The organism is Methylobacterium sp. CM6244 (genome assembly GCF_054817885.1).
This window is the reverse complement of record NZ_CM139247.1, coordinates 4,761,663-4,777,703: the sequence shown is the minus strand read 5'-3', so window position 1 is coordinate 4,777,703 and position 16,041 is coordinate 4,761,663. Positions and strand designations below refer to the sequence as shown.

13 protein-coding genes and 1 tRNA gene are annotated in these 16,041 nt (G+C 65.2%); 6 read left to right on the top strand and 8 right to left on the bottom strand.

Annotated elements, in window-relative coordinates:
- Positions 1-576: 576 nt before the first annotated feature.
- The 4 genes from ACYQML_RS22465 to ACYQML_RS22450 all read left to right on the top strand — a co-directional run bounded on the left by ACYQML_RS22465 (position 577) and on the right by ACYQML_RS22450 (position 5,654).
- Positions 577-666: transfer RNA gene (locus tag ACYQML_RS22465), tRNA-Ser, on the top strand.
- A 197-nt stretch (positions 667-863) separates the two neighbouring features.
- Positions 864-1,127 (top strand): hypothetical protein, encoded by a 264-nt coding sequence (locus tag ACYQML_RS22460; RefSeq protein ID WP_056432548.1) that lies wholly within the window; start codon positions 864-866, stop codon positions 1,125-1,127.
- A 337-nt stretch (positions 1,128-1,464) separates the two neighbouring features.
- Positions 1,465-2,550 (top strand): efflux RND transporter periplasmic adaptor subunit, encoded by a 1,086-nt coding sequence (locus ACYQML_RS22455; protein WP_461234092.1) that lies wholly within the window; start codon positions 1,465-1,467, stop codon positions 2,548-2,550.
- The gene (locus tag ACYQML_RS22450) at positions 2,547-5,654 is read left to right on the top strand and encodes an efflux RND transporter permease subunit (protein WP_461234091.1); all 3,108 of its coding nucleotides are present in this window, start codon (positions 2,547-2,549) and stop codon (positions 5,652-5,654) included. Before ACYQML_RS22455 ends, ACYQML_RS22450 begins: the two co-directional genes overlap by 4 nt.
- A gap of 401 nt (positions 5,655-6,055) precedes the next feature.
- On the opposite strand, the gene ACYQML_RS22445 is transcribed toward ACYQML_RS22450, so the two are convergent.
- From ACYQML_RS22445 to ACYQML_RS22420, 6 genes are all read right to left on the bottom strand, one after another.
- Positions 6,056-6,358, bottom strand: a complete 303-nt coding sequence (locus ACYQML_RS22445) for a hypothetical protein (RefSeq protein ID WP_461222820.1) — start codon at positions 6,356-6,358, stop codon at positions 6,056-6,058.
- Positions 6,359-6,972: 614 nt separating this feature from the next.
- Positions 6,973-7,170, bottom strand: a complete 198-nt coding sequence (locus ACYQML_RS22440) for a hypothetical protein (protein ID WP_018042694.1) — start codon at positions 7,168-7,170, stop codon at positions 6,973-6,975.
- 115 nt (positions 7,171-7,285) lie between these two features.
- Positions 7,286-8,197, bottom strand: a complete 912-nt coding sequence (locus ACYQML_RS22435) for a polysaccharide deacetylase family protein (RefSeq protein ID WP_461222822.1) — start codon at positions 8,195-8,197, stop codon at positions 7,286-7,288.
- A gap of 24 nt (positions 8,198-8,221) precedes the next feature.
- On the bottom strand, positions 8,222-10,732 hold the full coding sequence (locus tag ACYQML_RS22430) for a branched-chain amino acid ABC transporter ATP-binding protein/permease (RefSeq protein ID WP_461222823.1): 2,511 nt from the start codon (positions 10,730-10,732) through the stop codon (positions 8,222-8,224).
- A gap of 4 nt (positions 10,733-10,736) precedes the next feature.
- Positions 10,737-11,606 carry a branched-chain amino acid ABC transporter permease gene (locus tag ACYQML_RS22425; RefSeq protein ID WP_461222824.1) on the bottom strand — a complete coding sequence of 290 codons (870 nt, stop codon included), beginning with the start codon at positions 11,604-11,606 and terminating at the stop codon, positions 10,737-10,739.
- Positions 11,607-11,796: 190 nt separating this feature from the next.
- Positions 11,797-12,984: an ABC transporter substrate-binding protein gene (locus ACYQML_RS22420; RefSeq protein ID WP_461222825.1), complete on the bottom strand. Its 1,188-nt coding sequence runs from the start codon at positions 12,982-12,984 to the stop codon at positions 11,797-11,799.
- Positions 12,985-13,171: 187 nt separating this feature from the next.
- Here ACYQML_RS22420 and ACYQML_RS22415 point away from each other — a divergent pair, with 187 nt between their 5' ends.
- Positions 13,172-13,591, top strand: coding sequence for a nuclear transport factor 2 family protein (locus ACYQML_RS22415; RefSeq protein ID WP_461222826.1), 420 nt, complete (start codon positions 13,172-13,174; stop codon positions 13,589-13,591).
- A gap of 9 nt (positions 13,592-13,600) precedes the next feature.
- Here ACYQML_RS22415 and ACYQML_RS22410 read toward each other — a convergent pair whose 3' ends face one another.
- Both ACYQML_RS22410 and ACYQML_RS22405 read right to left on the bottom strand, forming a co-directional pair.
- Complete coding sequence (locus ACYQML_RS22410; protein WP_461234090.1) at positions 13,601-15,232, bottom strand: DEAD/DEAH box helicase; 1,632 nt, start codon at positions 15,230-15,232, stop codon at positions 13,601-13,603.
- Between the two features lie 69 nt (positions 15,233-15,301).
- Positions 15,302-15,526 (bottom strand): hypothetical protein, encoded by a 225-nt coding sequence (locus ACYQML_RS22405; RefSeq protein WP_056432575.1) that lies wholly within the window; start codon positions 15,524-15,526, stop codon positions 15,302-15,304.
- Between the two features lie 175 nt (positions 15,527-15,701).
- Here ACYQML_RS22405 and ACYQML_RS22400 point away from each other — a divergent pair, with 175 nt between their 5' ends.
- Entirely contained in the window at positions 15,702-16,034 is a 333-nt protein-coding gene (locus tag ACYQML_RS22400; protein WP_461234089.1) for a type II toxin-antitoxin system RelE/ParE family toxin, read from the top strand.
- Positions 16,035-16,041 lie beyond the last annotated feature (7 nt).

Below are 16,041 nucleotides of genomic sequence, written 5' to 3'. Positions count from 1 at the left end.
TAGAAACCAGACGCGAAGTGATGCTGCAATTGCATAAAAAGTACTAGAAACCGGAGAGCTACTATCCAACTAGTCTATCTGGGAAGGCATCTTACAGGCCGACGCGCCCGTCCATGGAATGCTCGGTGAACCACGCCCCTCGAGCCTTAGCTGGACGGGCAAACCGGAACGGACCTTCAACGGAAGGGACATCAGCAAACGGCAGGACACGGTCTGTTCATCCGGGCCTGCCGAAGCGCGCCGACGACCGAACGAACCGCTCGGTCTTATCCCCGCGCTCGACAATGGAACCGGCAATGACAGGCCACGCTCGAGCCCCCGCGATGCGCCATGCGCCTAATCGCGCAAAACCCGCCGCATGGCGGTCTAAGCCCCCCTCGCATGGCGCAACGCATGCCGCGTTCCGATGCGCCCGCCCGGTGCCATTGAGACACAGGTACACCGGAGCAATCGCGAAATCGGACGTTTCCTCACCCGATCGGTGCTCTGGTCCCTTGCACGCCGAGAACGCGGCTTGTACAGCACGCCACTCGCGCATCGCCGCCGCCTCTTTGGCTGGCATCGACGTGTGAGACTGGAGGGGTGGCCGAGTGGTTGAAGGCGCACGCCTGGAAAGTGTGTATACCGGAAACGGTATCGCGGGTTCGAATCCCGCTCCCTCCGCCATCAACCATTAAACCCCTGTCAAACTACAGCTTTCTGGCCGTGTCCTATCCCCGCGTCGCGGTTGTGCACGTGGTGGGCCGAGGCTGATATCATGCGCCCGAGCTTGCACCGTCAGGCTTGGCTTGCCCAATGAAGAATGCCGCCGCACTGAGTGCGCTAATGGTTGCCGGGAAAGCGGCGCGGCTCTACCATTCGGAATGACCGAAAAGCTGACGACAGCCGCCCTGTGCGACCTGAATTTGATTTCCCAAGAGGAAGTGGCGGCTGCCGTCGAAGTGTTTCTTGCAAATTCGATGGCGCCGCCTTTCGTTTTCAAGGAAGGCTACCGTCTCGATCTGGGAAAAGCCGTGCGACGGCATCCCGGCGCGAATGATTTCGTGAACCGGGGCAATGCCGGCCCCCTGATGAAGCGCCCCTTCGTGCTGGCTGCCATCCTGCAAGCCCGCCCCATGCGGGGCTGACCCTATTTTCCGGCCTCGGCGCCAGCTGTTTCGTGGAAAATGGGAGTCGCGCGGCCTCTGTGTGCGGCCTGACCCAGCATCGGCTCATGCCGTTGCCCGTGTTCTAAGATTTTCGCTGTGAGTCCCTGGCGGCCCGATCACAATGCGGGCGGAGACGACGAAACTCTAACCGCCGCGGCCTTCAGTACCGGCAGAGCCGCCTTTCCCCCCGATAGGCCGAGAGCGACGTCCTCAGACAGGGCGCGCTCCACAGCGACGCATCTTGACGCTTCTCTTTGGCAAAATATATGTTACTCATCATTTTATTGGTGATGAGTCGCCGACGGGGAAATGCGTAATGGATGCGAGGATTGCGCTCGGGATGATCGGGCTTGCCCTGACGGCATGCTCGCCGGCCGAGACCGCCGTGTCACCTCAGCCGCCCTTGGTCCAGACCGTGGAGGTCGTGCGCACCGGCAGCGGGATGGCCCGCTACACGGGGGTGATCCGGGCTCGCACCGAGAGCAATCTCGGCTTCCGCGTCGGAGGTAAGATCTTCGAACGTCTCGTCGATCCGGGTGACCGGGTGACGCGCAGCCAGCCTCTGATGCGCCTGGACCGGACCGATTTCAGCCTCGCGCTCAACGCCGCCCGCGCCTCCGTCGAGGCTGCCCGCGCTCAGATGATCAAGGCCAAAGCCGACGAGGAGCGCAGCCGAAAACTCGTCTCAGACGGCTGGACCTCGAAACAGACCTACGATCAGAACAAAGGCGCGGCCGACGCCGCCATCGCGCAATTCGCCAATGCCGAAGCCCAAGCGAGCCAGATCGCCAACCAGGCCGGCTATGCCGAGTTGCAGGCCGATGCCGACGGGGTCGTGATGGAGGTCCCCTCGGAGCCCGGTCAGGTGGTCGCCGCCGGGCAGACGGTGGTGAAACTGGCACGCGATGGCGCGCGCGAGGCAGAAGTGTTCCTGCCGGAGGGCAGCCGGCGTGCCGCGCAAGGCGAAGCCTCGGCCACCCTCTACGCCGAAGGCGAGAGCACCTATCCCGCGCGGCTACGTGAACTCTCGGCAACCGCCGACCCCGCCACGCGCACCTACCGCGCGCGCTACATTCTGTCGGGCGGCGGCGAGACCGCGCCACTCGGCGCGACCGTGACCCTGCTGCTCAAGACCTTGAGTGCCGGCCGTGCCGCCGCGGTGGAAGTTCCGCTTGGCGCGCTATTCGACCAAGGCCAAGGTACCTCCGTCTGGCGCTACGACGCAGCCACCGAAACAGTGCGGCCTCAAGTCGTGAAGGTCGCTCGTATGGGCGAGGAGCGCGCGGACATCGTCGCGGGCCTGAGTGCGGGTGACCGCATCGTGGCGCTGGGTGCTCATCTTCTGAAGCCCGACCAGAAGGTCAGGCCGGCCCCGGCGAGCATGCCGGGAGTCGTGCGGTGAGCGGCTTCAACCTTTCAGCACTTGCGGTCCGAGAACGAGCGGTCACGCTCTTTCTCCTCATTGCTCTAACGGGTGCCGGCTTCTTCGCGTTCGAAAAGCTCGGGCGCGGAGAAGATCCGGCTTTCACCGTCAAGGTGATGACGGTTTCGGCGGCCTGGCCCGGCGCCACCGCCGAGGAAATGCAGCGTCAGGTCGCCGACCCGCTCGAAAAGCGCCTGCAGGAACTCGTCTACTACGATCGCGCCGAGACGACAGTCCGGCCCGGCCTGATGATGACCAAGGTCATTTTCAAGGACAACATGCCGCCGGCCAAGCTCCAATCGGAGTTCTATCAGGCCAGGAAGAAGCTTTCCGATCAGGCCTCCAGCCTGCCACGTGGCGTGCTTGGGCCGCTGTTCAACGACGAATTCTCCGACATCTATTTCGCCCTCTACGCGGTGCAGGCAAAGGGTCTTCCACACCGGCAGCTGGTGCTACGGGCCGAGGATATGCGCCAGCGCCTGCTGCGCGTCCCCGGCGTCGAGAAGATCAATATCCTTGGCGAGCAGGCCCAGAAGATCTTCGTCGAAATCTCGTATCAGCGCCTCGCCACCCTCGGAATCACCGGCCAGCAAGTGCTGGCGGCGCTGGCCAATCAGAACGACGTCACACCGGCAGGCTTCGTCGAGGCGGTGGGTCCACGCGTCTACCTGCGCCTGGACGGCGCCATCGACGGACTCGACGCGATCCGAAACCTCCCCGTTGCGGCCGGGGACCGCAGTCTCAAGCTCGGCGATATCGCCGAGGTCAAGCGCGGCTACGAAGACCCGGAGACCTTCGAGATCCGCAACGACGGCGAACCGGCGCTCATGCTCGGCCTCGTGATGAAGCCTGGCTTCAATGGCCTGAACCTCGGCGCGGCCCTCAATGCCGAGGAGGTGGCGATCCATCACGAGACGCCGGTGGGCATCACATTCACCAAGATCACCGACCAGGCCAAGGTCATCGACGACGCCATCCATGAATTCATGGTCAAGTTCTTCACGGCCCTCGGCGTGGTGATCTTCGTCTCCCTTGTGGCGCTCGGCTTCCGGGTCGGCATCGTCGTGGCGCTCGCCGTGCCGCTCACCCTCTCGGCGGTGTTCGTCGTCATGATGGTGACGGGCCGCGACTTCGACCGCATCACACTGGGCGCCCTCATCATTTCGCTCGGGCTACTCGTCGATGACGCCATCATCGCCATCGAGATGATGGTGGTGCGCATGGAGGAAGGCGCCGACCGGATCGAGGCCGCGACCTATGCCTGGAGCGCCACCGCCGCGCCGATGCTGACGGGCACGCTTGTCACCATCGCGGGCTTCCTGCCGGTGGGCTTCGCCGCTTCCACCGCCGGGGAGTATGCCGGTGACATCTTCTGGGTCGTAGCATTCTCGCTGATCATTTCCTGGATCGTCGCCGTGACTTTCACGCCGTATCTCGGCGTCAAGCTTCTGCCGAACATCAAGAAAGTGGAAGGCGGCCACGAGGCCATCTACGCCACGAAAAACTACCAGCGCCTACGCCGCGTCGTGCGGATGTCGGTCGACCACAAATGGATGGCAGCCGGCATCACGGTAGGTCTGTTCGCGCTCGCGGTGGTCGCCATGGGGAAGGTCGAACAGCAGTTCTTTCCGAATTCCGAGCGCCCCGAACTCATCGTCGAGGTGACCCTGCCGGCGGGATCGGCTTTCGCCACCACCGAGGCCAGCGTCAAGCGGATCGAAGCGGCCGTACGCGAACTGTCTGAGGCTGGGGAGATCACGAGCTATATCGGCCAGGGCATGCCCCGCTTCGTGCTCTCTTTCGATCCCGAACTGCCAGATCCGGCCTTCGCCCAAATCGTGGTGCAGACCGCCGATGCGGCGACCCGCGACGTCCTACGCGGCAGAGTCCGCAAACTTGTGGAAGAGGGCCGCTTCCCCGAGGCGCGGGTGCGCGTGCTGCAGATCGTGTTCGGCCCCCCCATCCGCTTCCCCGTGGCCTTCCGGGTCGTCGGTCCTGATCTCGACGTGATCCGTGGCATCGCAGCCGAGATCCGAGAGGTCATGGCGGCCAACCCGAACCTGCGCCTGGTTCATCTGGACTGGGGCGACAAGACCCCCAATCTGAGGCTCGCCTTCGACCAGGAGCGACTGCGCCTGATCGGGCTGACCCCGAAGGAGGCAGGCCAGCAGCTGCAGAATTATCTCAACGGCACCCCCGCCACGCAGGTGCGCGAGAACCTGCGCTCGGTCGATGTGCTGCTGCGCAGCCCCGGCCCGGAGCGGCGCTCACTCGGCGAGATCGGTGACCTGACGCTGGCAACGAAGGACGGCCACCAAGTGCCCGTGTCCCAAGTCGCCCGGCTCGAGAGCACCAGCGAGGATGCAGTCCTGAAGCGCTACAATCGCGAGACCTATATCCGCGTCCAGGGCGACGTGATCGACGGAAAGCAGCCACCGGACATCCACGCTCAGGTCGCGCCCCTGCTCGATCCGATCAAGGCCAAGCTACCCCCGGGCTACCGCATCGACACAGCCGGCGCGGTCGAGGAAAGCGCGAAGGCGATGATGTCGCTCGTGGCGGTTTTCCCGATCATGTTGATCGTGACCCTCACGGTCATCATGATTCAGGTGCGTTCGTTCGCGGCCATGTTCATGGTTTTCGCCACCGCCCCGCTGGGCTTGGTCGGTGCGGCGCCGACTCTGCTGATTTTTCACCAGCCCTTCGGCTTCAACGCCATCCTGGGGTTGATCGCCCTGTCCGGCATCCTGATGCGCAATACGCTCATTCTGGTGGACCAGATTCACCACGACCGTGAAGCCGGCCTGTCGGATTACGATGCCATCGTCGAATCGACGGTGCGGCGCGCCCGCCCCGTCATCCTGACCGCAGCCGCCGCCATGCTCGCTTTCATCCCGCTCACCCATTCGGTGTTCTGGGGGGCGCTGGCTTACGTCCTCATCGGAGGCGTCGGTGTCGGGACGCTTCTGACCCTGCTGTTCCTCCCCGCGCTCTATGCCCTCTGGTTCCGCGTGAAGCGAGTTCCGGACAAGGACCGGACGACTGTTGGCGCGACCTCGATGGCTCACCCGGCCGCATCGTAGCAGGACACATCAATCATGCCCGGCCGCTTCGGGCATGCCGACATCGCGCATTCACCCGGTGAATGCGCGGTACATCGACCGGCTCGCGATGGTGCCCTCCTCGCGCGGGCCGGTCGATCGTCTGATAACTGGTCTACGGTCGATTAAGCGGAGCGGCTTCCGCCCAAATGCAAATACCGGATTGCGTGAATGCCATACAGGCCACGAATTCATCACACCCGTAGCGTTATAATTTTCATTACTCGAATGAATAAAATCTAATGTTGAGCTGATATTATCGTATAAGCCAAGTCATATCCGCCGATATAATGCCCTCGTTCCACGAAAGCCCGAATCTATACCGTCGGTACGAGCAACTGACTAGCACTAATACGGTTGTGTGAGTACGTCCAAAGCGCGGTCTATCGTCCGCCACCACCGCCCGTGTTGGGGATCGCGACTTCAGGCTTGTTGGCGTTGCCCGCAGCACCCGAGTTATTCGAACGGCTTTCTGCGCCTACGGCACCATACGCCTCGGTTCCAATAGAGCCTGGACCGCCGTTATCGATGCCCCCCGGCTTCACCACCGGTGCGCCGGTGGTCCCTGGCGTTGTCATACGTGCCGGGCCGGGTTGCTTGATTTCCGCCGGCCCTGTCGATTGCGCCAAGGCGGGAGCGGACGCAGTCAGCATCACCGCAAAGAAGGAAGTGGCGATCTTCGTCATGAAACGTCCCAGAATTCACAAGTGAATCTCTGAGACGTCAACCTACGTGAGGGCGATCAGTTTCATGCTTTGCAGCCTATCACACTCGCCACAGCTCAAGACCTATGTAGGCAGCCGGCTATGAACCCGGCAAGATGGCGGGTCGAGCAAGCTCCTTACGTTCGGTCGCATGGCTATATCCAGGTTCCGCCTGCGGTATCCGTTCGCTTGGCGTTCCACCCTGAAGCCCATCCTCTCTCGAAGGAGGCATCTCATCGGGCTCGTCCGGAAAAGGAGGCCAGATTGGACGATCGGGTTGCACCAGCTTCACCATCGAGCGACCTCCCAGCAATCGGCGTCAGAGACACATACTGGGATATAATATGCCAACGCAATTTGCAAAGCGGCTTGCAGGACCCATTCGGATTAGGTCGCTGCGGCCATGCTAGTCAGGAAGGAGTTCGGCCGTTCGTGGAAGGGCTAAGGCGTCAACCACGATGCCATATATCCCATCGGCCGAAGCCAATTGGGGAGGCCCGCCCCCACGTCACGTTCCGGCGATACGGTCTTAGCGGCGGTCCGGCGTTCAACCAGGACCGGCCGCTATCCGAGTGCGGAACCGAAGAAAACCGAGCTTATCGCTCGCCAAAGCCCGATAGGAGCTTCTCGATCTGAGCGAGACCGTTCTCGCGGGCCTTGGCCTCGCTGGTCAGGCTTCGGTCCGAGCGCTGAACCAGCTTGCCACCCTTGCGAATGGCCCATTGGTAGGTCGCGCCCTCGGTGCGGGGGCTGAGGATTTCCAGGGTGTAGGGGTATGTCGATGTTTCGGTCATGTCCCCTATATGGCGCAAGCCTTGCGCGCCTTCCACCCTTTAATGGCCATATCGCTTACTGACGGAACAAACCCCGCGGGCGCTCTGGGTCGGAGCAACATGCGAAGAGGTGGCGCTATCCCCGCTCCGGTCCCGCCTGGCTCGTCACATGGTCGGCGATGGCTCCAGCGGTGGTGAGCCAGATTTCGTCGCGGTGGGAGGCGATGTGGGCAAGCGCCGCCCGAAGCGGCCGCAGCCGATGCGGCTGACCGACGATATAGGGGTGCAGGGCAATCCCCATGACAAGCGGGGCTCGCTCCGATTGCAGCAGCATCTCGTCGAAGCCATCGACGATCATATCGGCGAAGTCCCGCGCGGAATCTTTCCTCGCCACGATAGCGGGGATGTCATTGAGTTCCTGGGGATACGGCACCGAGAGGATGCGCCCGCCTCCGCGTGTGGAGAACCAGATCGGCTGGTCGTCATGGGCCCAATCGAGAAGATAGCGGTATCCCGCCTCGGCCAGGAGGTCCGGCGTCACGCGAGACTGCGAGATCCAGGGACCGAGCCATCCGGTGGGGGCCTTGCCTTCCTCCCGAGTCAGGATGGACGTGGCTTCGGCGATGAGGGCGCGTTCGGCATCCTCGTCGAGGCTGCCCTGTCGCTCTGCATTGGTGCGGCCATGCCCGACGATCTCGTCGCCGCGTGCCCGGAAAGCCTCGATCAGACCGGGGCAATCCTCGTAGATCCGGCTGTTGGCGAGGACGCTGGCGGGAAGGCAAAGCTCGTCGAACAGCGCTTTCATCCGCCAGGCGCCGACGCGATTGCCCCAGTCGCGCCAAGCATAGTTCAGCACGTCCGGCTGGGGACCGCCGGGGGCCAGTTCGGCGCCGAGGCCCGATCCGAAATCGAAAGTCTCGAGATTGAGCGCGACATAGACCGCGAGGCGCTTCCCCCCCGGCCAGTCGTAGACGGGACGATCGGGCAGGGCGCTATAGCGGTAGCGGCCGTGGTGTTTCGGTGCATCCGTCAATGCATCGCGCTCCATGATCGATCTCATTCCCTCGAATTGTCAGGCGGCACCGAGATAAGCCGCGGCAAGGGTCCCATCGGCGGAGAGTTCCGCCGCCGAGCCCGAGGCGACGACGCGGCCCTGTTCCAGCACGTAGCCGCGATCCGCCACGGTCAAGGCCAGTGCGGCCATCTGGTCGACGATGAGGATGGTCACGCCCTGGTCGCGCAACTCGGCCACGACGGCGTAGAGGGCGTTGATCATGGACGGGGCGAGCCCGAGCGAGGGTTCGTCGAGGAGGAGGATGCGCGGCTGCGCCATAATTCCGCGAGCGATGGCCAGCATCTGCTGTTCGCCGCCCGAAAGTAGCCCGGCCCGGCTCGTTGCCCGGTCGCGAAGGCGGGGAAACCGGCCGAGCAGGGCCTCGATCTCACTCGGATCGATCGGGGCCTTGCGTCCATGCGCGCCGAGCCGGAGGTTCTCCATCACGGAGAGTTCCGGGAAGACCTGCCTGCCTTCAGGCACGAGGGCGAGGCCGAGGCGGGCAATGGCATGGGCCGGTAGGCCGGCGATGGCACGGTCCTCCAGGATCACCGCGCCCTCTACCGGGCGGAGGAGACCGCTCAACGCACGCATGGCGGTGGATTTTCCCGCCCCGTTCGCGCCGAGGAGCGCGACGGTCTCGCCGGGACGGACATCCAGCGACAGCCGGTCCAGGACCGGTGCGGCGCCATAACCCGCGGTCAGGTCGAGAGCCGAGAGAACCGCGTCGGCGGGACCTTTCCAAGGGGACGGGCGCGGCCGGGCAGGGGTATCGGCACCACCGAGATAGGCCCGCAGGACGGCGGGATCGGCCCGTACCGCGGCGGCGTCCCCCCGCGCGATGGGCCGGCCGGCATCCATGACGAGGATATGGTCCGAGATGCCCATGACGAGGGGCATGTCGTGCTCGACGAGAACCACCACGATACCGCAATCGGCGATGCGGCGCAGGAGACCACCCAAACGGTCGGTATCGGCGCGAGTGAGGCCCGCTGCCGGCTCGTCGAGCAGAAGGACGCGCGGCTGACCGGCCAGCGCCCGCGCGATTTCGACGAGGCGGCGATCCACATGGGGCAACTCGGCGGCGGGCCGGTGGAGGGACCCGGTATAGCCGACGAAGGCGAGGAGGGCGGTAGAGGCGGCGACATCGCTTCTCGCGCCTGCTCGGAACAGACGCCCGGGGGCAATGGCGAGGGCCACGTTGTCGATGACCGACAGTGAACCGAACAGCCGCGTGGTCTGGTAGGTCCGGGCAATGCCGGCGCGGGCGATACGGTGGGCCGGCAGACCGGCGAGATCTTTGCCGACGGGATCTTGGCCCGGGAGATCTTCATTTGGGCGATCTTGCCCCATCAGCCGGATCGCCCCGGCACCGGGACGATAGAAGCCCGAGACCATGTTGAGCACGGTGGTCTTGCCGGCGCCGTTCGGGCCGATAATGCTCGTGACGGCGCCAGGGGCGGCGTTCACCGAGACGCCCTCCGCAGCCTTGATGCCGCCGAAGCTGATGCCGATCCCCTCCACCGAGAGCGCTTCGGGCGACCGCTGCGCGAGATAGGTGGCAACGTCTCCCCCGACGCGTGGCACTGTCTCGGAAACGCGGCGCGGCAGGAGCCGGGCGAGGCTCCCGACGATGCCGGCCGGCACCAGCCACAGGACCACCAGCGTCGCGAGGCCGAAGAACAGCAGGCGGTATTCGGCGAGAGCCGAGAGGGTCTCCGGCAGGAGCACGGTGACGAGGGCACCGAAGAGCGGCCCCAGCACCGTGCCGGCACCGCCCACCACCACCGAGAGCACGAACAGGATCGACTGGGTGAACGGGAACGAACTCGGCGCGATGAACAGCATCAACGGCGGCAGCACCGCCCCGGCGAGACCGGTCAGTGCCGCCGAGATCATGAAGGCCAGGGTCTTCACCCGCACCGGATCGAAGCCGAGGGAGGCGGCGGCGACATCCGCGTCCCGCACCGCCCGCATGGCGAGGCCGAGGCGGCTGCGCGCGAGGCGATGGAAGCCGTAGAGGGCGAGGCCGGCACCGAGTATCGACAGGATCGCGAGTTCGCGCTCGAGGAACGGCAATCCGAACAGCGTCGGGCCCGTGGCGATGACGAGGCCGTTCTGGCCGCCGGTGAGCGCACCGCCCTCGATCAGGCCATGCTCGACGATGAAGCCGAAGGCGATCGTCACCATGGCGAGGTAGGGGCCCTTGACCCGCATGGCGGGGATCGCGAGCACGCCGCCGAGAACCCCGGAGAGCAGGCCGGCGGCGGGGAGCGCCAGCCAGAAGCTCACCCCGGAAAGGGTCAGGATGGCGCTCGCATAGGCGCCGATCGCGTAGAAACCGGCATGGCCGAAGGAGATCAGGCCGGTAAGGCCGAGGAGGACGTTCAGCCCCGTTCCGGCCAGCGTCGTCAACGCCAAGAGGGCGATGATGAAATGGCTGTAGCCGTCGGTGGCGGCCACGAGGCCGATCCCCGCGACGGTGAGGGCGAGAATGGCGAGGGGCAGGGCGGAGCTTCCGGCGCGCATCGGCTCAGACCTTGTTCACGGCGGCCCGGCCGAGAAGGCCGTCGGGGCGCAAAGCCAGCGCGAGGATGATCACCGAAAACACCACGATCTGGGTGTAGCCGGAGCCGAGATATCCGGTGACCAGAGCCTCGACCACGCCGTAGAGCAGACCGGCCAGGACCACGCCGGTGGCGGAGCCGATCCCGCCGAGAATGGCGACGGCGAAGGCCTTGATGCCGAACAGGGTGCCCATCTCGGCCGAGACCGAGAACAGCGGGGCGATGAGGAGGCCAGCCGCGCCAGCGAGCAGGGCGGAGAGCGCGAAGGCGCAGGCCACCGTGCGACGCACGTCGATGCCCATCAGCCGCGCGGCGTCGGCATTCTGCGCCACCGCAAGCAGAACGCGGCCGAGATCTGTCCGGCGGAACACCGTGTGGATGGCGAAGGCGACGGCGAGTCCGACAACCGGGATCACGATCTGCAGTGGGTAGATCCCGGTGCCGAAGAAATCGACCGGGTTGCGCGCGAGCGGGGAGGGCAGGCTGCGCGGCTCCTTGCCAAAGGTGAACAGAATGACGTTGTCGAGCACCACGCCCCCGGCCACCGTGGCAAGGAGCCAGGCATCCGAGTTCCGCTCGACGAAGGGGCGCACCAGGATGCGCTCGACCACGATGCCGAGAAACGCGCAGCCGGCCAGGGCTGCGGCCACCGCCAACGGCATCGGCCAGCCCAATGTAACGCCGAGCATGTAGCCCAGCACCGCGCCGAGGGTGACGGCGCTTCCTTGCGCGAAATTCACCGTACCGGAGACGGCGTAGGTCACGTGGAAGCCGAGGGCGATGAGCCCGTACATGCTCCCGAGACCGAGGCCGCTCACAAGGGAGCCGGTCAACATGGAACTCTCACTTTCACCGTATCATGTGGTCCATCCCACCCAGCCACCTCATCCTGAGGCGCCGCAGCGAAGCGGAGGCCTCGAAGGAGGCGTCCGGTTCGCACAGTGAGTTCTGGAGACCTCCTTCGAGGCCGCTTCGCGGCGCCTCAGGATGAGGTCGCGGGTGGGATGAACAGCGATGGCCGCTCCCTTAGTTCGCCACGGCGACGATCTCGCCGTCCTTGAACCGCGTGAACACGTAATCCTGTGGGCCGAGCGCGTCGTGACGGTCCGGGGCGAAGGGCTTGTCGTAGGTTTTGATCAGGCCGGGATAGGTGGCGATCTTGTAGAAGCCGTCGCGCACGTCCGGCCCCTTTGTGGACTTGGCCTCGCCAATCGCGAGGGCCAGGAGATGCGTCGCGTCGTACGCGTTGGCGATGCCCACGGCCGGGGTCACGTCGGCCATGGACTTGATCGCCGGATACTTGGCCTTCAGGGCATCGAGCACGGCCATCGCCTTTGGCGATGAATTGCCAGCGAAGGTAAAGGTTTGAATGAAATGCACCTTGGCGGCGCTCGGGCCGGCAAGCTCATCGAAGCGACCGCCGGCAGGCCCCCAATGCGACACGACGGGTACGCTCCACCCCATCCGGTCGAGGGATTTCACGACCTGGGCCGAGGGCCCGACATTGCCGACCAGGAACAGAGTGTCAGCGCCGGCCTCTTTCAGCCGCGTCAGCTGGGGCACCATGTCGACATCGGACGCCTCGTATTTCTCGATGCCGGCGGCAGGAAGACCGGCTGTCTTCAAGGCCGCCGTCAGACCCTGCTGGTTCGACTCGCCCCATGCATTGTTGACGAGGATCATGCCGGGCTTCTTCGCCTGATGGGTCTTGATCGCATAGGCGACGAGAGCCTCGTCCACGAGGGCATCCACCGCCGAGACGCGGAAGGCGTAGTTGTCGGCGGCACCGTTGCGCGTGATGCCGGTGCCCGCCGCCCAGGGGCCGAGGAAAGGCACTTTCATCTGGTTGGCGATGGGCACGATCGCCATCGAGACCGGGGTATCGAGACCGCCGACCAGGGCGACGACGCCGACGCGCTGGATCAGCTCCCGGGCGGCCAGCACGCCCTTCGACGGGTTGGCCTCGTCATCCCGCGCCACGAGCTCCAGAGGCCGCCCTAGAACGCCGCCGGCAGCGTTGACCTCGTCGATGGCGAGACCGATGCCTCGCGAGATCGCCTCGCCGGACTTGGCGGATTGGCCAGACAAAGCGGTTACGAGGCCGATCTTGATTGTCTCCGCCGCCTGCACCGGCGCGACGAACGCGAGACCGACCAACGCGGTCGCCCCGAGGGCGAGGCGGCGGGTCAGCGATGATGGGCTGTGCTTGCGCATGGACGGCTCTCCGGAGGAATCGGACCCATTACCGCAACCACCGTGCCATTTGTCAAAGCGTTGATATCTTTTATCTAATTCCAAAAGCGCGGATTGCGATGCCTGCTTTCACGCCAAACTGCATACACTTATTGCATGCACTTTTTGCGAGCTCGGAGCAGTGTCGGGATCGAACGGAGACCAGAGCATGACCCAAGCGACCGAGGCAGAAACCACCACCGACACCGATGCGGCCATCGTCACCGCCTATCTGGAAGCCTCCATGGTGCCCGACCCAGAAACCGCCGCGGGCTATATGGCGCCGGGGATCGAGATCGTCTTCACCGGCGCCCGGGTCTTCCGGCATCCCCGCGAGGTGACGGCCTTCAACGCGAGCCGCTATGCCTGGGTGAAGAAGCGCATGGAGCGTCTGGACGTGGTGCCGGGAGAGGGAGTCACCACGGTCTACAGCCTCGGCACCCTTTACGGCGAATGGCCGGATGGAACGCCGTTCGAAGGCAATCGCTACGTCGACCGCTTCACGGTACGTGACGGTCTGATCGTGACGATGGAAGTATGGAACGACAGTGCCGAACGACTGCTCACGAAGCACGGCGTCTCGGCTTAGGCGCCCCCCTCAGGCGTCGGCTCCGGCGAGCCGCCGCGTGTCGACGAAGGTGCGGCCATCCGGAAAGCGATAGCTGATGCTCTCGGACAGTCGTCCGTTGGCACGGATCAGGATCGCGGAGGGCCGGGTGAGATCGTCGATCCGCGTCAGCGCCTCGGCCACCGTCATCGGCACGTCGCGGCCACCGCCGAGCTGCCGCCACCATTGCACTGCCTTCTCCCGGGGGTAACCGGCCTGCTCCAAGGCGATCCGCACCCGGTGACTCGACCCGTCATCGGTCTGGAACTCGACGTCGAGGCTGCCGGATGAAGCATGGCGGCCGAGCCGCCACCGGGAGACGCCGCGCCAGACCGGTACCGCGCGGGAGAGGATCGGATGCTCGTCGTCGGCCGCGGCCTCATGGTTCGGCCCATCCTCGTCGGTCTCGTCCGGCTCGACCCAGCACGCCTCGCAGGTGCTGGCATTGAGAGCGATGAGCGCGCCGCAGCCGGGGCAGGGCTTGGCCCGGATCTCTCCCTCTCGGCCCTTGATCGCGGCGGCACTGCGCGCGGTGACGATATCCACCGGCCCGTGCATCCGTACCAGGCCGGCATAGTCGAGGATCAGCGCATCGGACTTGCCCGGCGCGGTCCGCAGCGCACGGCCCACCTGCTGGACGTAGAGGCCCGTGCTCTGGGTCGGCCGCAGCAGAGCGATGAGGTCCACGCGCGGCACGTTGAATCCAGTCGAGAGGACGCCGACCGAGGTCAGGCAGCGTAGCCTTCCGGCGGTGAAATCGCGCACGATCCGGTCGCGATCGCGTTTGCCGGTCTCACCCGTCACCATCTCGCAGCTGAAGCCTTCCGCCCGCACCGCATCGCGCACCGCCTCCGCATGGGCCACACCGGCGCAGAAGGCGAGCCAGGCCCGGCGGTCGCGGCCGAAACCGGCCATTTCCTCCACCGCCGCGCGGGTGATCCAATCCTGGTTCACCGCCGCCTCGAGGGCGCTCGGGATGTAGTCGCCGCCGCGCTTGGCCACGCCAGACACGTCGAGCGCCGTGGCGGTGGCCTTGCAGATCAGCGGGGCGAGATAGCCCTGGTGGATCAGGTCGCCGACATTGGCCTCATACACGATGCGTTCGAACAGGCGGCCTTCGCCTTCGTCGAGGCGGCCGCTATCGAGGCGGTACGGAGTCGCGGTGAGGCCGACGACGCTCAGCTCCGGTCGGGCGGCACGCAGGGCCGCGAGGAACCGGCCGTAGCGAGTCTCCGCGTCGCGCGGAATCAGATGGGCTTCATCGACCACCACGACATCGAAGGCACCGATGGCGTCGAAGCGGTTCCAGACCGATTGGATGCCGCAGAACAGGATCTGCGTCGCGGTTTCGCGTCGGTTCAAGCCGGCCGAGTAGATACCGGCCGGCGCAGCCGGCCAGTAGGTCATGAGCTCACGATGATTCTGGGCGATGAGCTCGCGGGTATGGGTGACGATGGCAATCCGCGCGCCGGGACGCTCGGTGAGCACTTCGCGGACCAGGGCCGCGATGACGAAGGCCTTGCCCGCCCCCGTGGGCAGGACGATGAGCCCGTCGCCGGTCTCGTTGCGCCACGAGGCATAGAGGGCGTCGAGGCTGGCGCGCTGGTAGGGTCTCAGGTCCATCGCGGGCTCTGTAAGGCCGTTCGCGCCGAACCGGAACACTGCCCGGCGGGATGCGGCCTCACCGAATGGTCAAGCCCCTTCGCCGACCACCTCATCGCGCATCACCCGCGCGATGCGCTCCACCATTCCCTGCGACAGACGAACGAACTGCCCGGTGCCATGCCCGCGCCCATCGAGTAACTCGGCGAAGAGGGGCTTCGCGGGCTCGCAGACCAGGGCCGCCACCGGCCTCGTATTGCGCCGCTTGGCCCGCAGCCGCTCGGCCAGCGCATCGGGAACGAAAGGTTCACGCAAGGCGGGCTTCTCCTGTCAGGGCCGACGGTCCGAGGAGAGGGGCCTAGGCTTTCAGGGTTGCCGAGAGATTAAAGCCACCGGATTGACTGCGTCACGCGGTGCCGCCTCCAAGCCATGAAAATCGCGTCGAGGCGGCAAACGAGCGTATCGCTGATAGATACAAGAGCTTGACGAAATGTATCATCCACAGATACATTCAATATGGATGAACGTTGGTGACGCAGTGGCAATCTTGAGCTTTGCCGACGACGCAACGGAGGCGGTCTTTCACGGTCGCCAGCCGAAGGGCATCCCGTCGTCGATCCTGAGTGCCGCCCGCCGCAAGCTTCGCTACTTGGATGCCGCGAGCACGCTGGACGACCTGAAGCAGCCGCCGGGCAACAAACTACACCCGCTGTTTCGTGATCGCGCCGGTACACACGCTATCTGGATCAACGGAGCCTATCGTGTGTGTTTCCAGTGGACCGAGGCAGGACCGGCCGAGGTGGAGATCATCGATTACCACTGAGACGACC

Coding starts and splice junctions, on each gene's coding strand:
- ACYQML_RS22460 (WP_056432548.1), top strand. CDS start 864: ATGACCGAAAAGCTGACGACAGCCGCCCTGTGCGACCTGAATTTGATT.
- ACYQML_RS22415 (WP_461222826.1), top strand. CDS start 13,172: ATGACCCAAGCGACCGAGGCAGAAACCACCACCGACACCGATGCGGCC.
- ACYQML_RS22420 (WP_461222825.1), bottom strand. CDS start 12,984: ATGCGCAAGCACAGCCCATCATCGCTGACCCGCCGCCTCGCCCTCGGG.
- ACYQML_RS22425 (WP_461222824.1), bottom strand. CDS start 11,606: ATGTTGACCGGCTCCCTTGTGAGCGGCCTCGGTCTCGGGAGCATGTAC.
- ACYQML_RS22455 (WP_461234092.1), top strand. CDS start 1,465: ATGGATGCGAGGATTGCGCTCGGGATGATCGGGCTTGCCCTGACGGCA.
- ACYQML_RS22400 (WP_461234089.1), top strand. CDS start 15,702: ATGTATCATCCACAGATACATTCAATATGGATGAACGTTGGTGACGCA.
- ACYQML_RS22440 (WP_018042694.1), bottom strand. CDS start 7,170: ATGACCGAAACATCGACATACCCCTACACCCTGGAAATCCTCAGCCCC.
- ACYQML_RS22410 (WP_461234090.1), bottom strand. CDS start 15,232: ATGGACCTGAGACCCTACCAGCGCGCCAGCCTCGACGCCCTCTATGCC.
- ACYQML_RS22435 (WP_461222822.1), bottom strand. CDS start 8,197: ATGGAGCGCGATGCATTGACGGATGCACCGAAACACCACGGCCGCTAC.
- ACYQML_RS22430 (WP_461222823.1), bottom strand. CDS start 10,732: ATGCGCGCCGGAAGCTCCGCCCTGCCCCTCGCCATTCTCGCCCTCACC.
- ACYQML_RS22445 (WP_461222820.1), bottom strand. CDS start 6,358: ATGACGAAGATCGCCACTTCCTTCTTTGCGGTGATGCTGACTGCGTCC.